Source organism: Streptomyces sp. cf386 (genome assembly GCF_900103585.1).
Taxonomy (GTDB): Bacteria; Actinomycetota; Actinomycetes; order Streptomycetales; family Streptomycetaceae; genus Streptomyces.
Genome location: NZ_FNHV01000008.1, coordinates 276,562 through 294,034 on the forward strand (window position 1 = coordinate 276,562; position 17,473 = coordinate 294,034).

A 17,473-nucleotide genomic window follows, 5' to 3' on the forward strand; every position below is an offset into this window, starting at 1 on the left:
CCACTCCAGAGAGGGCTCACTCCACGGGCTTGGCGTACTGCAGATCCACTGTGCCCGAGTAACCCGGCAGAGTCACCGTCCCGTCCTCGGTGACTTTCCAGCCGAGGCCGTAGACATTGACGTACACCATGTAGTTCTGGATCGCCGGCGACGCCGTCAGCGCCTGCTGCAACTTCTCCGGATCACCGACCGCCGTGATCTTGTACGGCGGCGAATAGACCCGACCCTGCAGAATCAGCGTGTTGCCCACGCACCGCACCGCACTGGTGGAGATCAACCGCTGGTCCATGACCTTGATGCCCTTGGCACCGCCCTGCCACAGCGCGTTCACCACAGCCTGCAGATCCTGCTGGTGAATGACCAGGTAGTCGGGCTGCGGCTCCGGATACCCGGGCAGCTTGGCAGTGGCATCCGGCGGCGCGTCGTTGAGCGTGACCGTGACCGCCTCGCCCGTCACCTTCTGCGTACCCGCGCCCCGCTCCAGCGCCGCCAGCTTGTCGTCCTCGGCCTTCGTGCTGCCGTCGTCCCGCTCCGCCAGCGCCTCCACGTCGTCCCGCAGAGCGGCGTTGGACTCATTGAGCCGCCCGTTCGCGTGGCTGCGCTCCTGGATGAGGTCCGAGAGCTTCAGCAACGAGGCGTCCGTGCGGATATTGGTGCCCTTGGCCGTGTTGAAACTCGTGAAGAAAATCAGCCCCGCGAGAGCGAAGACGGCCGCGGTGAGCACCCGCACCGGCCGGAAGCGGCCACGGACAGGACTGGATTCCGTCCCGGGGGAGTCGGCAGAATTGCTCAACGTACCCTTATCTCCTTCGGCGCCGCGGAAGCACTACGCTAACGGACGCCCGGGGGAGCAATCAGAGTCCCCTTGTACGCTGCCCCGGAGCCAGCCAAAGTTCCCTGCGCGGCCACGCAGCGCATCGACAGGAGAGACCCTCGTGCCGAAGTCACGTATCCGCAAGAAGGCCGACTACACGCCGCCGCCGTCGAAGCAGGCGACCTCCATCAAGCTGAACAGCCGCTCCTGGGTCGCGCCCGTGATGCTGGCCATGTTCGTCATCGGCCTGGCATGGATCGTCGTTTTCTACGTGACCGACGGTTCGCTGCCCATCGACGCCCTCGGCAACTGGAACATCGTGGTGGGCTTCGGCTTCATCGCCGCCGGATTCGGCGTCTCCACGCAGTGGAAGTAGCGGTCGAAGCCGCGGCCACCTCGCGGTGAACAGAGCTCTACCCAGGACTATCCGACGAGTTATCCACAGCCGTTGTCCACAGTGTTGAAAAGAAGGCCGTAAGAACGACGATCTGTGGATAACCCATCGAGTGTTGACGCCGGTGTGACGGAACTACTGGACAGCCGCAGTCGGCCGAAGAATTGTTCGCCCCCTGCCTGACCTGCGGAAATACGGGTCGATGGCAGGGGGCACAGTTGTTCCCGCACGGCGTGCACAAGATCCGCCACACACTGTGGACAACAGCGCCGCTCACGTGGATAAAGGCCTGGCTCAGGTGAGCTGCAGCGTCCTGAGCACGGTCGTCAGGACGATCACGGCCAGGACCAGTGCGCAGGTGCCGTACTGGACGAGGGCGCGTCGCTGACGCGGGGCGTGGACCATGGCGTAGCCGATGACGACGCCGGCGACGAGGCCGCCGATGTGGGCCTGCCAGGAGATGTTGAATCCCGGGCTGAAGGTGAAGATGAGGTTGATCACCAGCAGCGCGATGATCGGCCGCATGTCGTAGTTGAGGCGGCGCATGAGGACCGCGGTGGCGCCGAAGAGGCCGAAGATGGCACCGGAGGCGCCGAGTGTGGCGGTGTTCGGGGCGGCCAGCAGGTAGGCCAGTGCGCTGCCGGCGAGGCCGGAGAGAAGGTAGAGCGTGAGGTAGCGGGCGCGGCCGAGGGCGGCTTCGAGGGGGCCGCCGAGCCACCACAGGCTGAGCATGTTGAAGGCGATGTGCCAGGGGGCCTCGTGGGTGAACATCGAGGTGACGAGGCGGTACCACTCGCCTCCGGCGACGCCTTCGGTGGGGTTGAAGGGGGCGGGCGGCCAGGCGCCGAGGAGGTAGAGGTGGTCCAGGAGCGTCTCGCTGGTCTGGACGGCGATGAAGATCGCCAGGTTGATCCCGATGAGGATCTTGGTGAGCAGGCGGGGGTCGGCGGTGATGGTGCCGCCGGCGATGGTGCGGGGGCGGGCGGCGTCGGGGGCGTGTCCGGTGCCGGAGCCGTCGCGTACGCAGTTGGGGCATTGGAAGCCGACGGAGGCGCTGACCATGCACTCAGGGCAGATCGGGCGTTCGCAGCGGGTGCAGCTGATGCCGGTCTCGCGGTCCGGGTGTCGGTAGCAGACGGGCAGGCTCCGGGCGTCCTGTGAGCTGCCGGCCGGCTGGTCCATGAGGTCCCCTAGGTCGTCGTGCGCGATGCATGTGGGCATGCGTCGCCCCGCTCTTCCTTACGGACGAGCGGGGCGTTTGGTTCCCTGTGGGAGGTGTCGGACTCAGCCTTCGCGGGTCTCGACGACGACCGACTCGATGACGACGTCGTTGAGCGGTCGGTCGGTGCGGGGGTTGGTCTGGATCGTCGCGATGGCGTCGATGACCTTCTGGCTGGCGGCGTCGGTGACCTCGCCGAAGATGGTGTGCTTGCGGTTCAGCCAGGTGGTCGGGGAGACCGTGATGAAGAACTGGGAGCCGTTGGTGCCCGGTCCGGCGTTGGCCATGGCGAACAGGTACGGCTTGTCGAAGGAGAGGTCCGGGTGGAACTCGTCCTGGAACTGGTACCCGGGACCGCCGGTGCCGTTGCCCAGCGGGTCACCGCCCTGGATCATGAAGCCGCTGATGACCCGGTGGAAGACCGTGCCGTCGTAGAGCTTGGCCGTGGACTTCTCTCCGGTTGCGGGGTTCGTCCACTCACGCTCGCCCTTGGCGAGTTCGACGAAGTTCTTGACCGTGATCGGCGCGTGGTTCGGGAGGAGCCGGACCTCGATGTCGCCGTGGTTGGTCTTCAGGGTGGCGTAGAGCTGCTCGGCCACGATCTGCCTTCCGTTGTCTTCCTGTGACCCCCTGATCCTCGCATGGACGGCGGCTTCCGTCGCCCGGCACCCGTTCACCGGGGCGCAACCGTGGCGATCGCTTGCAGAAAACCGGGCGAGAAGGCCCGTGGCGGGGGCGCGAAGCGGCGAACCGTGGCATTGTCGACGACAAGCCCGTGTTGACCCGCATTGATCCGCTATTGCACTTGATCAAGTCCATCGGCACCCATATGCCCGCCCTCACATGCCGCGGATCGCTCTGGCAGGCATGATCCGTAAAAGGGTGGAAAGTCGAAAACCGTACGCCACCGAGGAGGAGGATCCCGTGACCCGCATTGACAGCGTGCGCGCCGCGACCGGCTCGGCGAAGGACAGCGTGCTGCACGCCGCGGAAGTGGTGGCGCCCTACGCCGACACCGCCAAGGACAGGGCCGCGCACTATGCGCACGAGGCACGCGTACGGCTCGCGCCCGTGATGTCGCAGGCCACCGAGCAGGCCCGCGCGCAAGCTCTTCTGCAGTACGGCGCACATGTGGCGCCGCGTCTGGAGCAGGCCCGTTCGCATGTGCCGCCGAAGGTCGACCACGCCGCTCATGAGGCCGCCGTCCGTACGCGCAAGGCTGCCCGGCAGGCCGCCGACTATTCCCGGCCGAGGATCGAGCAGGCGGTGGCTGCGGCGGGGCCCGCCAGGGACGAGGCCGCTGCGCGTGGTGCTGCCGCGTTGGCTGCGCTGCGCGGTCAGGTTTCGCCGCAGGAGATCCAGAAGCTGGCCCGTAAGCACGCGAGGCGTGCCAAAGCAGGTCGTGCCGCGAAGGTGCTGGCGGTGTGCGGTGCCATCGCGGGCGCTGCCTTCGCCGCCTGGAAGTGGTGGGACAAGCAGGCCAATCCGGACTGGCTGGTCGAGCCTCCTGCCGCTACCGAGGTGCCTGAGTCGAACCGTCTCGCTTCGGTGGACGGCAGCGGCCAGTCCGTCCTCGATCCCGAGGTGCAGGCGAAGGAGGCCGAGGAAGAGGCGGCCCGGCGCGACGAGGGCCGGTGATGTGAGGCCGGCTCCGGCCGGCTTGGTGAACTCCGCCGTGGGGCGGGAGACTTGAGGGTCTCCCGCCCCACGGCGATGTTTCACGTGGAACATCGACCGCGCTGTGGCCGAGTACGAAGTGCAGGAGGGCCATGCCCAGCTGACGCAGCGGCAGTTGCCCGATTTCTGAATGTCGACCGAGGCCTGCCGGCGCTCCCGGTGACCTCGGGGAGGCGCGTGTTCACGCTTCCCGTTCACGATGACGTTTGCAACGGACCATGTGTGCGAGTCCCGCACAGGTTTCCTTAACGATGCGCGCCTTTCTGATTACCGAATCGCGTTCGCACCAGCTCACACAAGGCTTCCATGTCGCAGCTCGCCCTCAGGAGCCGCGTCGACCACCTGCACAACCACCTTGCGGACTTCACCGACCCCACCTGTTTGCGCAAATATCTGCAACGGCGCCACTTCCCGTCGCGTGATGCACGTCACCGAGGCGGGCCGTCGAGGTCCACGGCGCGAGGTCCGCAGCTGAGGTCCAAGGAACGCAGAAACCGGCCAGAGGCCGCGAGGGCGTCTGGCCGGTCCGAGGTGTGGAGCCTAGGGGAGTCGAACCCCTGACATCTGCCATGCAAAGACAGCGCTCTACCAACTGAGCTAAGGCCCCGGAAGGGAAGCATCCAGCCGGAAGAACCACACTCCGGCGGGCGCCGCAGACCAGAGTACCGGGTCGCCCCCCGTATCTCGCAAAAAGATTGGGGGTCCCGATGAACGACCACTCTCCGTAAGATGCTCGGCGTGGTTCGCTACAGCGAACCACGGTTCTTGGGGAAGCGATGGGGAGACGCAATGGACGCCGCACAGCAGGAAGCCACCGCAAGAGCGCGGGAACTGCAGCGGAACTGGTACGGGGAGCCGCTGGGGGCGCTCTTCCGTAAGCTCATCGACGATCTTGGTCTTAACCAGGCTCGTCTCGCGGGTGTACTGGGACTGTCCGCACCGATGCTGTCGCAGCTGATGAGCGGCCAGCGGGCGAAGATCGGCAATCCCGCCGTGGTCCAGCGGGTGCAGCTGCTGCAGGACCTGGCCGCGCAGGTCGCGGACGGCAGCGTGAGCGCGGCCGAGGCCACGGAGCGCATGGAAGAGATCAAGAAGTCGCAGGGGGGCTCGGTGCTCAGCAACACGACGCAGACGACGAGCAGTTCGGGGGCGCCGACGGTCAAGCGGGTGGTCCGCGAGATCCAGTCGCTGCTGCGCTCGGTGGCGGCCGCGGGAGACATCATCGAGGCCGCGGACACCCTCGCCCCCAGCCACCCGGAACTGGCAGAGTTCCTCCGGGTGTACGGCGCCGGCCGCACCTCCGACGCGGTCACGCACTACCAGTCCCACCAGAACTGACCCCGAGGCCCGGTCGCCGAAGGGGGTTCGGCAGCCGGGCCGACGGCCTGCGTCCTGAGCGGCACGAGGGGGTCGTGCGGTTCAGGGGCGAGGTCACACGGGCGGTCTGGCCGACGCGTTCGCGGTGAGCTGCACGATGGGGGCGTGTAGCTCGGCGAGGAGGGTCGGGTCGAGGAGCCGGTTGCGGGGGAGCCCGGCAATGTGGAGTCCCGAGAGGGAGTCCGTCCGGGCGGAGGAGGTCGGCGAGGGGGAGTCGTATCGCTCATCGAGGGGGAAGCAAGGGGGTAGCCGAAGGGGGAGGAGCGACGCACAGCCATGGGTGAGGTCTTCGCAGGCCGGTACGAACTGGTCGACCCGATCGGACGCGGAGGTGTCGGCGCCGTCTGGCGTGCCTGGGACCACCGCCGCCGCCGGTATGTGGCCGCCAAGGTGCTGCAGCAGAGCGACGCGCACTCGCTGCTGCGGTTCGTCCGCGAACAAGCCCTCCGGATCGATCACCCCCATGTGCTGGCGCCCGCCAGCTGGGCCGCCGACGACGACAAGGTCCTGTTCACCATGGATCTGGTGGCCGGTGGTTCGCTGGTCCATCTCATCGGGGACTACGGCCCCTTGCCGCCCTCGTTCGTCTGCACGCTCCTCGACCAGCTCCTCGCGGGGTTGGCCGCGGTGCACGCGGAGGGTGTCGTCCACCGCGACATCAAGCCTGCCAACCTGCTCCTCGAGGCCACCGGCACTGCCCGCCCGCGGCTGCGCCTGTCCGATTTCGGTATCGCCATGCGGCTGGGCGAGCCCCGCCTGACCGAGACCAACCTCGTGGTGGGAACGCCCGGTTATCTCGCACCCGAGCAACTCATGGGCGCGGAACCTGACTTCCCGGCCGACCTGTTCGCCGTAGGGCTGGTCGCGCTGTATCTGCTGGAGGGTGCCAAGCCTGATGCCAAGGCGCTCATCCAGTACTTCGCCGAGCACGGAACTCCCGGTGCGCCCAAGGGAATTCCCGAGCCGCTGTGGCAGGTCGTGGCCTCGCTGCTGCAGCCGGATCCGCATGCGCGGTTCCGAACGGCCACGGGTGCGCGCAAGGCTCTCGCCTCTGCCATCGAGCTGCTGCCGGAACCCGGCCCCGACGACGAGCTGATCGAGATCTTCGACCAACTCGGGCCGCTGCCAGCGGGGTACGCGTCGGACGGGCCGCTCAAGCCGGCTCCGGGGGTCGAAGGGGGCAGGAGTAGCTCGCGGCAGTTCGGGGCGGGCTCGGTGGGGACGGATATCACCGGGTCCGTGTCGAGCGCCTCTGGCTCCGTGTCGAGGGGGGCCAGTTCCGGGCGGGCGGACGGATGGGCCGGCTCCGGCTCCGGCTCCGGGCCGACGGATACCGGGCCCGCCGGCACCGCACCGAGCGATCCGCGCCAGGGCGTGGCCGGGCCCCTCCCGGTGGGTGACGTCACGGCGTCCCAGTCCGGGCGCGCCGCGCACCCGCCTCAGCCGGGGCTCCAACCGCCCGGCGTCCAGGAGCCGTCCGTCCTCTCGCAGTCCGGCGACGGCAGCGCGCCCGTCAGCATGTCGGACACCGGCAGCTTCCATCTGCCACCGCCCCAGGCCACCGGCTCCTCCTCGCTGAGTCAAACGCTCCTGCCACAGCCCCAGCCGGTGCAGGCACCACCCCACCCGCAAGCACACAGGCCGAGGCAGACGGGCCAGGCCCAAGAGCGAGGTCAGGCCCAAGCTCAGGTACACCAGGACGCCCAGCACCACTCCGCTCACAGCTCCCCCTACGACACCACGCACGTCCTTTCCTCCCCTCCTCGGCACGCACCGCAGTACCCGGCTCAGCCCTCGACTCCGACGCCGACGCCGGCGCATCTCGTCGATGCCTCTACTGCTTCGTACACCGCTCAGAGCCCGCAGGTTCCACCCTCGGCACCCTCAATTCCGCAGCCACACCGCCGCGGCAGCCATCGCGCCGCCCGGCGCGCCCCCCAAGGCCTCACACGCCGCCCCGGCCCGCCCGCCAAGGTGGCAGTCCCGCTCCTGCTGCTGGCGCTGGCCTGCTATGCCGTGGGGTTCTGGGCGCTGGCCCACATCTGAGGTCGCTGAGGCGCCGAAAGCCCGAGCCCGGCTCTGCTGGGCTCGCCGGGCTCAATGCCCACGAGCCTCCGAGCTCCAGTGGGCGCGAATTCCGGCGCGCGCGAAGCCGTAGCCGTGCAACCGACTGAACCCGCCCCCGAAGTCACGAGCCCGCGAGCACGAGGCCGCAGATCAAGGGCCCCACGCCCCCGGAACCCGCGACTCATGGGCCCGCGAGCCCGCGAGCCTGCCCCGCGATTCCGTGAGCCGTGTGTCTCCCAGTCCCGGAAACGGAGAGCACCTGAGCCGGGCCCCGAGCAGGCCCTCTCCAGCCCTCCCAGGCCCGGCGAGCCGCCAGGGCCACCACCGCCCGCTCTACCAAGCTCGGCCCTCCGCCGCGCCACCACGGCCCGCCCCACGAGACCGCGCCCCTCCACCGAGCCAACAACCGCCCGCCCTATGAGACCCCGACCCTCCGCCGAGCCACCACCGCCCACACCCCCAGCACCACCAGCACCACAGTCCCCGCTCCGATCCCACTCACCGCGAGCACGGTCATCGCGGCGTCACCGCCGTCCCCGCCCCCGTCTCCAGCCGCAGCCGCGGCCTCGGCCGCATCCCGATCGCCCTCCGTAACCTCGAAGACACCCCCCGGCCGGGACTCCCCCGCATAGCCGGGGCCGGCCGCCTCCTCGCCCCCCACCCGCACGCGCAACGTCAGCTCGAACGGCCCGTCGCCGTACCCCTCGGCCACCTCGGCGGCGAGATGCACCACGAGGTAGTAGGCCCCCGCAAACCGCATGCCGCTGAACCGGTCGGAGACGGCGTACCGGTTCTCGTACGCGACCGGGGGAAGGGGGTCGAGTTCGGCGGCCGTCCGTCTGCCGTTGTAGTTGGCGCTCGTGTCGTCGACGAGGCCGCGTGCGGGGTTGTAGAGCGCAAGGTTGAGGGCGCCGCCCGTGTAACCGTTGCTGCTGCTCGCGCCGCTCATTTCGGCGGTTGCGTACACCTGTCGGCCCCAGTCGAGGGGCACCTTGTAGAAGAACGTTCGGCCGGGCTCGATGTCGGAGCTCCAGACGCCCTGGCCGATGGATGCCGCCGAGGCGAATCCGGAGCCTCCGTCGCGGCGGACGTCGTCGTCGGTGAGGGGGGCCGGTGAGGCGGAGTTCCAGGCTTCGGGGGCGCTCGTGGCGCGGGCCTGCTCCAGGCGCGGCTCCGAGGTCGCGAAGAGCTCCAGGTCCCAGGTGTCCGGGGTGGAATCCGCCGGACGGACGCGCTCGACGATCACGTGGTAGATGCCCGCCTTGTTGCAGCGAGTCAGATGTGCGGTGACCTCGCGCGCGCCCCACGCCGCGATCGGACGTGCACTGTGGGAGACGCCGAGCCTCTTGGTTTCGGTGGAGCAGGAACGGCCGTCCGCGGCGTCCTCGACGGACACCTTGATGCCGTCGCCCGCGGTCACGGTGCTGCCGGGGGTGGGGATCGCGGTGACGGAGACGTAGACGTCGGAGGTGGCGTCGAGGTCGAGGCTGTAGTGGATCTCTCCGCTGCTCGGCAGGGAGCTCTTGTAGGTCGCGCCGGGCGTGAGGCGCGGGGCGTTGGTGGTGCTCGCCGAGCCCGTGACGGGCCGGGCCTCCGGTGAGAAGGCGTATGGGCTGGGCGGTCCGGCCGCGAGTGCGGTCCGGGCCGGCAGAGCAGCCGTCGTACAGAGCAGCAGCGCCACCGCTATGAAGGCAGCACGCGCGCGTGCCCAAGCCGAACGCGAGGGATGGCCACGCCGCACCCTCTCGCGGCGCCACCCCGCCGCACGCCGCCGCCCCATCACGCGCCACTCCTGTCGTCACCGGACCATGGACGTCGCCCATCCTGCCCAGCCCGGCCGCACGTCACCCACGCAATCCGTACGGCCGTCCGAAACGCCCGGCTCTAAGGCACCTGGGACGCTCCCGCAACTCGATCCGACGGCGCTCCACGACAAGGCCGCGACACGCGTCAGCCTCTCGGCGCCCCTCCACGCAACCGCGCGCCTGCGAGCTCAGACACCGCACGCCCCCCGAACACACAAAACCCCGACCGCGATGACGGCCGGGGTCTGCTTCAGATTCCGCTGTGATGGCTCACGAACCCGTGGGCACGGAGTCAGTCGCCTCCGTCCACAGATCCTGCTCGGCGCGATCCGCCTGGATCTGGCGGTACACGAGGAGCCCGCCGATGGCGGCCAGTGCGACCAGGAGAAGCTTCTTCACCGCGCGACCTCGTCTTTCCTTGACGTAGGGGACCTCTGGCGCCCGACTATACACACCGATCGATATCGATCGGTGACCTGCGTCGGGGCTCAACTGCCGTTCGGAACAGCGCAGTAGAAGCGGATTGCGCCGCTCCGATCGGAGGGTGATCACACCTCGACAGACAGCGACTTTCACCCCCTTCCTCCCGCCTACCGCACTTTCTCGGACTTTCCAGGTCTCATACGCCCATCCGTGTGGTGTTCATCTGAAGATCGACGCGCCACGGGCGTCGGTCCATGACTTCTCGGCCCCCATACACATCATGAGGAAAGTACGCAAATCGCCCAACCCGAAAGTGAGGGGCCATGGCCAGGAACAAGGTCATGAACCTGTGGACCAGCATCGTCACCGCCTTCCTCGCGCTGTTCACGGCGCTCGGATTCGTCACGACCTCCGCCGCCGCAGCCGTACCGCACACCGAGACGGCGCGCAGAAGCGACAGCGACGACGGCGACCGCAACACGATGCAGTTGGCAGTCCCGGCGATGCCCCAGTGGGCCTGGTCCTACGCCAGATCGCTGCCTCCCACGATGAAGCAGCGCATCCGAGCCGAGGCCCACGGCAGAACCCCCAGCTGCCGGCACCGCCCGCTCACGGAAACAGAAGCGGCCACGACCACCTCGGCCACCAGCGGATGCGACTCCGTCGCCGCCCCGGACCGACCACTGGTCCCGCACCAACGCTGAACCGACGGCTCGCCCCGAGCCGTCACCCCTGGTGCCGAAGCGCACCGGCCCTTTCCCCAGACAGCACAGCCACAGCGAGCTTGCGTACCCAGCACCGCTCAAGCGCAGCTGCCGTGCAGCACCGCTGAGCAGCCCCTTTATGCCGTACCGCTGAGCAGCACCCTCATGCCCTACCGCTGAACAGCACCCCTGATGACGTAAATCTCATGACAACGCTCGTGACGACGCCCCTACGGCGAAACCTCATCCCCCTTCGACGATGTGCCGGAGATAGGCCCACGGGTCGTTGAGGTAACGCCGCCAGTGGTCGACGAGCTGCAGATCCCGCCAGTCGGCGGGACGCATTCCGTGGTCGCCCACCTCGATGACCTCGGCGCCGGGCAGCGCCGTCAGCACGGGTGAGTGTGTGGCGCAGATGATCTGCGCGCCGGAACGCCCCAGTTCATGCAGCAGCCCGACGAGTTGAAGACAGGAAGCGAAGGACAGCGCGGCCTCGGGCTCGTCCAGGACGTACAGCCCCGGCTCGCGGAACCGTTCGCGGAAGGCCATCAGAAAGCCCTCGCCGTGGCTCATCTCGTCCACGGCCCCGGACAGCCTTCCCGTCTGCTGCTCCCGGCCCAGCGCGTCCAGCGCGGTCTCCGCCCGCAGGAAGAAGCCTCTGCGGCGCGTGCGAGGCCCCTGCAACATACGGCGGCCGGCCATGGTCGCCTCGAAGCGTATCCGCCCGCCCAGCGCCGAAGGCTCGCGCCAACTCGCGTACTTGTAGCCCGCGGATCCGCCCCAGGAGTCCAGCCCGAACCCCTCCGCCAGCGCCTCGACCAGCGTCGACTTGCCCGAACCGTTCTCCCCCACCAAGAACGTGACCGGCGCGGTGAACCTCAGGCCGTCTTCCAGCAGCTGCCGCACGCACGGCACCGACCACGGCCACTGGCTGCCTTCCTCCAGCTCGCCCGCGGCGACATGCGCGTATGCCCGTTCGACGATCATGCCGCCAGGCTCTCATCCGGCACTGACAACCGGGCATGCAGAAGACCCCCGGCCCGTGTGGACTGGGGGTCTTCTGGCTGGTGGGGCTAACAGGATTTGAACCTGTGGCCTCATCCTTATCAGGGATGCGCTCTAACCAACTGAGCTATAGCCCCGCCGCGCTTTGCGGTGTATCCCGCGCGCTGACTCCTGAAGATTAGCGCACGACTGGGGCAGTCCCAAAATCGGTTGTCGGGGGACCGTCAGCCGCGGTTTAGGAGCAGGTCACTCGTCCTCCGCGAGCGTCAGCTCGACGCCGCCCACGAAGCCCGCGGAGAGGTTGTAGATGAACGCGCCGAGCGTCGCCAGCGCCGTCGCGAGGACGACGTCGATGACCGCGATGATCGAAGTGAACATCAGGACGTGCGGCAGCGACAGGAAGGACTGCAGGTCGAAGCCGTTCGACTCGTTCGAGCCGGTCGCCTCGGAGATCGTGCCGCCGACCGTCGAGAAGACGCCCATCGCGTCCATGACCATCCACAGCACCGCGGCCGCGACGATCGTGCAGATGCCCAGCGCGATGGAGAGCAGGAAGCTGACCTTCATCACCGACCACGGGTCGGCCTTGGCCACGCGCAGGCGCGCCTTGCGGGTGCGGGGCGCCGTCCGGGCCCCCGTGCGCGGCCGGCGCACCCCGGCGGCCGGAGCGTCCGTCTGGTAGGCCTGCGGCGGGTGGTAGGGCCCTGCGGGCTGCTGCGGCTGCCGTTCCCCGGGCAGCGGCGACGCGGACGGCGCGTGGGCCGCCTGCTGCGCCCCCGTGGGCGCGGGCTGAGGCTGCGGCTGGGCGCCCGCGGCCTGGCCGGCCGCGTAGTGCTGGGCCTGCGGGCCTCGGGTGTCCGTCACGGGTCCCCCCTGGGATCCAGGTGCCTCGGGCGAGGGCGAGTTCTTCGCGGACGGCTTGATCGCCTTCAGCTGGGTGGTGTGCGTGTCGGGCGTACGCGCGGCGGAGCCACGGCCGCCGCCGTCCGTGTCCTTACCGGCCGTAGAACCGGTCGAGGTACCGGACGATCCGGCGCCCGTGGCTCCGCTCACGATGACTCTCTCCTCGTGCTACTCGGCCGAGGGTGCGTCACCCTCGTCCGTGCCGATGGTCGTGGCGGCACCTTCGGCGATCTCGTCGACGGCCACGTCACCGTCGACCTCCTCCGCCTCGCGTCCCGCCTCGGCGTTACGTGCGATGCCGACCACGGCATCGCGCTTGCCCAGGTTGATCAGTTGGACGCCCATGGTGTCACGGCCCGTCTCCCTGACCTCGTTGACTCGCGTACGAATCACGCCACCGCCCAGCGTGATGGCGAGGATCTCGTCGGTCTCCTCGACCACCAGCGCACCGACGAGCGATCCTCGGTCCTCCACGATCTTGGCGGCCTTGATACCGAGGCCACCGCGACCCTGGACGCGGTACTCGTCGACGGGAGTCCGCTTCGCGTACCCGCCGTCGGTGGCAGTGAACACGAACGTACCGGTTCGAACAACATTCATCGAGAGCAGCTCGTCTCCCTCGCGGAAGCTCATGCCCTTGACACCGGACGTGGCACGGCCCATGGGGCGCAGCGACTCGTCCGTGGCCGTGAACCTGATCGACTGTGCCTTTTTGCTGATCAGAAGCAGATCGTCATCGGCCGAGACGAGTTCGGCGCCGATCAGTTCGTCGTCGGAACCGTCCTCGCGCTCACGCAAGTTGATCGCGATCACGCCGCCGGAGCGGGGCGAATCGTAATCCTTCAGCGGCGTCTTCTTCACAAGTCCGGCCTTCGTGGCGAGCACCAGGTACGGCACCGCCTCGTAGTCGCGGATCGCGAGGATCTCGGCGATCGCCTCGTCCGGCTGGAAGGCCAGCAGGTTCGCCACGTGCTGTCCACGCGCGTCACGGCCGGCGTCCGGAAGCTCGTACGCCTTCGCCCGGTACACACGGCCCTTGTTGGTGAAGAACAGCAGCCAGTGGTGCGTCGTGGAGACGAAGAAGTGGTCGACGATGTCGTCTTCCTTGAGCTTCGTGCCGCGTACGCCCTTGCCGCCGCGCTTCTGCGCGCGGTAGTCGACGGTCTTGGTGCGCTTGACGTAGCCGCTGCGCGAGACCGTGACGACGATGTCCTCCTCGGCGATCAGGTCCTCGATGGACATGTCACCGTCGTAGGGCACCAGCATGGTCTTGCGGTCGTCGCCGTACTTCTCGACGATCGCGGCGAGCTCCGCGCTGACGATGCCGCGCTGGCGGACCGGTGAGGCCAGGATCTCCTGGTACTCGGTGATCTTCGCCTGGAGTTCGTCGTGCTCCTGGATGATCTTCTGGCGCTCCAGGGCGGCGAGTCGCCGCAGCTGCATCTCAAGGATGGCGTTGGCCTGGATCTCGTCGATCTCCAGGAGCTCCATCAGGCCCGTACGCGCGATCTCGACCGTGTCACTGGCCCGGATGAGGGCGATGACCTCGTCGATGGCGTCCAGGGCCTTGAGGAGGCCGCGCAGGATGTGCGCCCGCTCCTCGGCCTTGCGCAGCCGGAAGCGCGTACGGCGGACGATGACCTCGATCTGGTGCGTCACCCAGTGGCGGATGAACGCGTCGAGGGAGAGGGTGCGCGGGACGCCGTCGACGAGCGCCAGCATGTTGGCGCCGAAGTTCGACTGCAGGTCCGTGTGCTTGTACAGGTTGTTCAGGACGACCTTGGCGACCGCGTCGCGCTTCAGCACGATGACCAGGCGCTGACCGGTACGGGACGACGTCTCGTCACGGACGTCCGCGATGCCGCCGATCTTGCCGTCCTTCACCAGGTCGGCGATCTTCTGCGCGAGGTTGTCGGGGTTGGTCTGGTACGGCAGTTCCGTGACCACCAGGCACTGGCGGTTCTGGATCTCCTCGACCTCGACGACCGCGCGCATGGTGATGGAGCCGCGGCCGGTGCGGTACGCCTCTTCGATGCCCTTACGGCCGACGACGAGGGCGCCGGTCGGGAAGTCGGGGCCCTTGATGCGCTCGATGAGGGCGTCCAGGAGCTCCTCGTGCGAGGCCTCCGGGTTCTCCAGGTACCACTGGGCGCCGGCCGCGACCTCGCGCAGGTTGTGCGGCGGGATGTTGGTCGCCATACCGACCGCGATACCGGCCGAGCCGTTGATCAGCAGGTTCGGGAAGCGGGCGGGCAGGACGGTCGGCTCCTGGGAGCGGCCGTCGTAGTTGTCCGTGAAGTCGACGGTCTCCTCGTCGATGTCACGGACCATCTCCATCGACAGCGGCGCCATCTTGCACTCGGTGTAGCGCATGGCCGCCGCCGGGTCGTTGCCCGGAGAGCCGAAGTTGCCGTTGGAGTCCACCAGCGGCATCCGCATCGACCACGGCTGGGCGAGGCGCACTAGGGCGTCGTAGATCGAGGAGTCGCCGTGGGGGTGGTAGTTACCCATGACGTCGCCGACCACGCGCGCGCACTTGTAGAAGCCGCGCTCGGGGCGGTAGCCGCCGTCGTACATGGCGTACAGGACGCGGCGGTGGACGGGCTTGAGGCCGTCACGGACGTCCGGCAGGGCACGCGAGACGATGACGGACATCGCGTAGTCGAGGTAGGAGCGCTGCATCTCCGTCTCGAGCCCCACGGGCTCGACACGCAGGGTCTGTCCCTCGTCAGGCGTGACGGGAGTGTTCTCGTCGGTCATTGCTGGTGAAAGTCCTTCCTGGTGCGGTCAGCTGAGACCGACTCAGATGTCGAGGAAGCGGACGTCCTTGGCGTTGCGCTGGATGAACTGGCGGCGTGCCTCGACGTCCTCGCCCATGAGGACCGAGAACAGGTCGTCGGCCTGGGCGGCGTCGTCGAGGGTGACCTGGCCGAGGACGCGGTGCTCCTGGTCCATGGTCGTGATGCGCAGCTCCTCGGCGTTCATCTCGCCGAGACCCTTGAAGCGCTGGATCGAGTCCTCGCGGACACGCTTGCCGCGCTGACGGCCCATTTCCAGCAGCGCGTCGCGCTCACGGTCGGAGTACGCGTACTCGACCTCGTCCCGGCCCCACTTGATTTTGTAGAGCGGGGGACGGGACAGGAACACGTGCCCGGCCTCGACCAGCGGCCGCATGAAGCGGAACAGGAAGGTCAGCAGCAGGGTGTTGATGTGCTGGCCGTCGACGTCGGCGTCCGCCATCAGGATGATCTTGTGATAGCGCAGCTTCTCGATGTCGAAGTCCTCGTGGACTCCGGTGCCGAAGGCCGAGATCAGCGCCTGGATCTCCTGGTTCTGCAGGATCTTGTCGATCCGCGCCTTCTCGACGTTGAGGATCTTGCCTCGGATCGGGAGGATCGCCTGGTACTCGGGGTTGCGGCCGGACTTGGCCGAGCCGCCGGCGGAGTCACCCTCGACGATGAAGATCTCGCACTTGGTGGGGTCGTTCGACTGGCAGTCGGAGAGCTTGCCCGGCAGGGACGCCGTCTCCAGCAGGCCCTTACGACGCGTCAGGTCACGGGCCTTGCGGGCCGCCACGCGCGCGGTGGCGGCCTGGATGCCCTTGCGGACGATGTCCGCCGCCTCGTTCGGGTTACGGTCCAGCCAGTCGGCCAGGTGCTCGTAGACGACCTTCTGGACGAAGGTCTTCACCTCGGTGTTGCCCAGCTTGGTCTTGGTCTGGCCCTCGAACTGCGGCTCGCTCAGCTTCACCGAGATGATCGCGGTCAGACCCTCGCGGATGTCGTCACCCGTGAGGTTGTCGTCCTTCTCGCGCAGCTGCTTCTTGTCGCGCGCGTACTTGTTGATCAGCGAGGTCAGCGCGGCACGGAAGCCCTCTTCGTGCGTACCGCCCTCGTGGGTGTGGATGATGTTGGCGAAGGAGTACACACCCTCGGTGTAGCCGCCGTTCCACTGCATGGCGACCTCGAGGGACAGGTTCTTGTCCTTGTCCTCCGCCTCCAGGTCGATCACGGTGGGGTGCACCACTTCTCCCTTGCGGGAGTTGAGGTACTTCACGAAGTCGACGATGCCGCCCTCGTAGTGGTACGAAACGTGCTTGACCTCGTGCTTCTCGTCCTCGCCCGCCTCGTCCGCGCCGGCCGTGGCCTTCGCCGACTCGCGCTCGTCGGTGAGGTTGATCCGCAGACCCTTGTTGAGGAACGCCATCTCCTGGAAGCGCCGCGACAGCGTCTCGAAGGAGTAGTCGGTGGTCTCGAAGATGTCCGGGTCGGCCCAGAAGGTGACCGTGGTGCCGTGCTCGTCCGTGGCCTCGTGCTGGGCAAGCGGGGCCGTCGGGACGCCCAACTTGTAGTCCTGGGTCCAGCGGTAGCCGTCGGTCTTGATCTCGACGGACACCTTGGTCGACAGGGCGTTCACGACGGAGACACCCACGCCGTGCAGACCACCGGAGACCGCGTAGCCGCCGCCGCCGAACTTGCCGCCCGCGTGCAGCACGGTCAGCACGACCTCGACGGCCGGCTTGCCCTCGGACGGCACGATGCCCACCGGGATGCCACGGCCGTTATCCACGACCCTTACACCGCCGTCGGCGAGGATCGTCACGTCGATCGTGTCCGCGTGCCCGGCCAGCGCCTCGTCGACGGAGTTGTCGACGACCTCCTGCACAAGGTGGTGCAGTCCGCGCTCGCCGGTCGAGCCGATGTACATACCGGGTCGCTTGCGAACCGCGTCCAGACCCTCGAGGACGGTGATGGCGCTGGCGTCGTACGAGGCGGTGACCTCGCCGTTCGACGAGGTCACCGCGCCGTCGGCGCCGGCGTCGGTGGACGGGATGTTCTCGTTGGGGTTGCCGGAATCGGCCACGAAGCGCCCTTTCTGGCACAGCACGAGCCAGGCTCGTCGGCGGGTTGCCGGAGCGGCTGCGGCATGTTGCGTTGGTAAGCCTTGATCAGCGTTGCTCAGCTTCTCCCGGCGGTCCCCACGTTTGGGGCGGGATTGGCCTCCAGTCTACCGGTAGCGCCGACAGTGATGGGGGTTTGCCGGTACCTGAGTCCGCATGTGCCGCCCTGAACCCGGCTCTTCCGA

The 17,473-nt window shown here is 68.2% G+C and carries 14 protein-coding genes and 2 tRNA genes; 5 read left to right on the forward strand and 11 right to left on the reverse strand.

Annotated elements, in window-relative coordinates:
- Positions 1-16: 16 nt before the first annotated feature.
- A complete protein-coding gene (locus BLU79_RS22405) occupies positions 17-793 on the reverse strand; it encodes a DUF881 domain-containing protein (protein WP_093907627.1) in 777 nt (258 codons plus the stop codon).
- 142 nt (positions 794-935) lie between these two features.
- Here BLU79_RS22405 and crgA point away from each other — a divergent pair, with 142 nt between their 5' ends.
- Positions 936-1,190: a cell division protein CrgA gene (crgA, locus tag BLU79_RS22410; protein WP_093907628.1), complete on the forward strand. Its 255-nt coding sequence runs from the start codon at positions 936-938 to the stop codon at positions 1,188-1,190.
- Positions 1,191-1,502: 312 nt separating this feature from the next.
- Here crgA and BLU79_RS22415 read toward each other — a convergent pair whose 3' ends face one another.
- Both BLU79_RS22415 and BLU79_RS22420 read right to left on the reverse strand, forming a co-directional pair.
- The gene (locus BLU79_RS22415) at positions 1,503-2,390 is read right to left on the reverse strand and encodes a rhomboid family intramembrane serine protease (RefSeq protein WP_093907783.1); all 888 of its coding nucleotides are present in this window, start codon (positions 2,388-2,390) and stop codon (positions 1,503-1,505) included.
- Between the two features lie 102 nt (positions 2,391-2,492).
- On the reverse strand, positions 2,493-3,026 hold the full coding sequence (locus BLU79_RS22420; RefSeq protein WP_093907629.1) for a peptidylprolyl isomerase: 534 nt from the start codon (positions 3,024-3,026) through the stop codon (positions 2,493-2,495).
- A gap of 325 nt (positions 3,027-3,351) precedes the next feature.
- Here BLU79_RS22420 and BLU79_RS22425 point away from each other — a divergent pair, with 325 nt between their 5' ends.
- Positions 3,352-4,065, forward strand: a complete 714-nt coding sequence (locus BLU79_RS22425; protein WP_093907630.1) for a DUF5324 family protein — start codon at positions 3,352-3,354, stop codon at positions 4,063-4,065.
- A 573-nt stretch (positions 4,066-4,638) separates the two neighbouring features.
- On the opposite strand, the gene BLU79_RS22430 is transcribed toward BLU79_RS22425, so the two are convergent.
- Positions 4,639-4,711: transfer RNA gene (locus BLU79_RS22430), tRNA-Ala, on the reverse strand.
- Between the two features lie 182 nt (positions 4,712-4,893).
- Between BLU79_RS22430 and BLU79_RS22435 the strand changes: the two genes are divergently transcribed.
- Both BLU79_RS22435 and BLU79_RS22440 read left to right on the forward strand, forming a co-directional pair.
- On the forward strand, positions 4,894-5,442 hold the full coding sequence (locus tag BLU79_RS22435; RefSeq protein WP_093907631.1) for a helix-turn-helix domain-containing protein: 549 nt from the start codon (positions 4,894-4,896) through the stop codon (positions 5,440-5,442).
- 315 nt (positions 5,443-5,757) lie between these two features.
- On the forward strand, positions 5,758-7,527 hold the full coding sequence (locus BLU79_RS22440; protein WP_093907632.1) for a protein kinase domain-containing protein: 1,770 nt from the start codon (positions 5,758-5,760) through the stop codon (positions 7,525-7,527).
- A gap of 436 nt (positions 7,528-7,963) precedes the next feature.
- Here the strand turns inward: BLU79_RS22440 and BLU79_RS22445 are convergent, their stop codons facing one another.
- Positions 7,964-9,229, reverse strand: coding sequence for a hypothetical protein (locus BLU79_RS22445; protein ID WP_256333426.1), 1,266 nt, complete (start codon positions 9,227-9,229; stop codon positions 7,964-7,966).
- 394 nt (positions 9,230-9,623) lie between these two features.
- Complete coding sequence (locus BLU79_RS48615) at positions 9,624-9,752, reverse strand: DLW-39 family protein (protein WP_003999697.1); 129 nt, start codon at positions 9,750-9,752, stop codon at positions 9,624-9,626.
- Between the two features lie 347 nt (positions 9,753-10,099).
- Between BLU79_RS48615 and BLU79_RS22455 the strand changes: the two genes are divergently transcribed.
- Positions 10,100-10,480 carry a DUF6344 domain-containing protein gene (locus BLU79_RS22455; RefSeq protein ID WP_093907635.1) on the forward strand — a complete coding sequence of 127 codons (381 nt, stop codon included), beginning with the start codon at positions 10,100-10,102 and terminating at the stop codon, positions 10,478-10,480.
- Between the two features lie 243 nt (positions 10,481-10,723).
- Here the strand turns inward: BLU79_RS22455 and BLU79_RS22460 are convergent, their stop codons facing one another.
- From BLU79_RS22460 to gyrB, 5 genes are all read right to left on the reverse strand, one after another.
- On the reverse strand, positions 10,724-11,467 hold the full coding sequence (locus BLU79_RS22460) for an AAA family ATPase (protein WP_093907636.1): 744 nt from the start codon (positions 11,465-11,467) through the stop codon (positions 10,724-10,726).
- 78 nt (positions 11,468-11,545) lie between these two features.
- A tRNA-Ile gene (locus BLU79_RS22465) sits at positions 11,546-11,622 on the reverse strand.
- 109 nt (positions 11,623-11,731) lie between these two features.
- Positions 11,732-12,538, reverse strand: a complete 807-nt coding sequence (locus tag BLU79_RS22470; RefSeq protein WP_093907637.1) for a DUF3566 domain-containing protein — start codon at positions 12,536-12,538, stop codon at positions 11,732-11,734.
- 18 nt (positions 12,539-12,556) lie between these two features.
- Positions 12,557-15,148: a DNA gyrase subunit A gene (gene gyrA, locus BLU79_RS22475; protein WP_093907638.1), complete on the reverse strand. Its 2,592-nt coding sequence runs from the start codon at positions 15,146-15,148 to the stop codon at positions 12,557-12,559.
- 42 nt (positions 15,149-15,190) lie between these two features.
- A complete protein-coding gene (gene gyrB, locus BLU79_RS22480; protein ID WP_177001133.1) occupies positions 15,191-17,251 on the reverse strand; it encodes a DNA topoisomerase (ATP-hydrolyzing) subunit B in 2,061 nt (686 codons plus the stop codon).
- Positions 17,252-17,473: the final 222 nt, after the last annotated feature.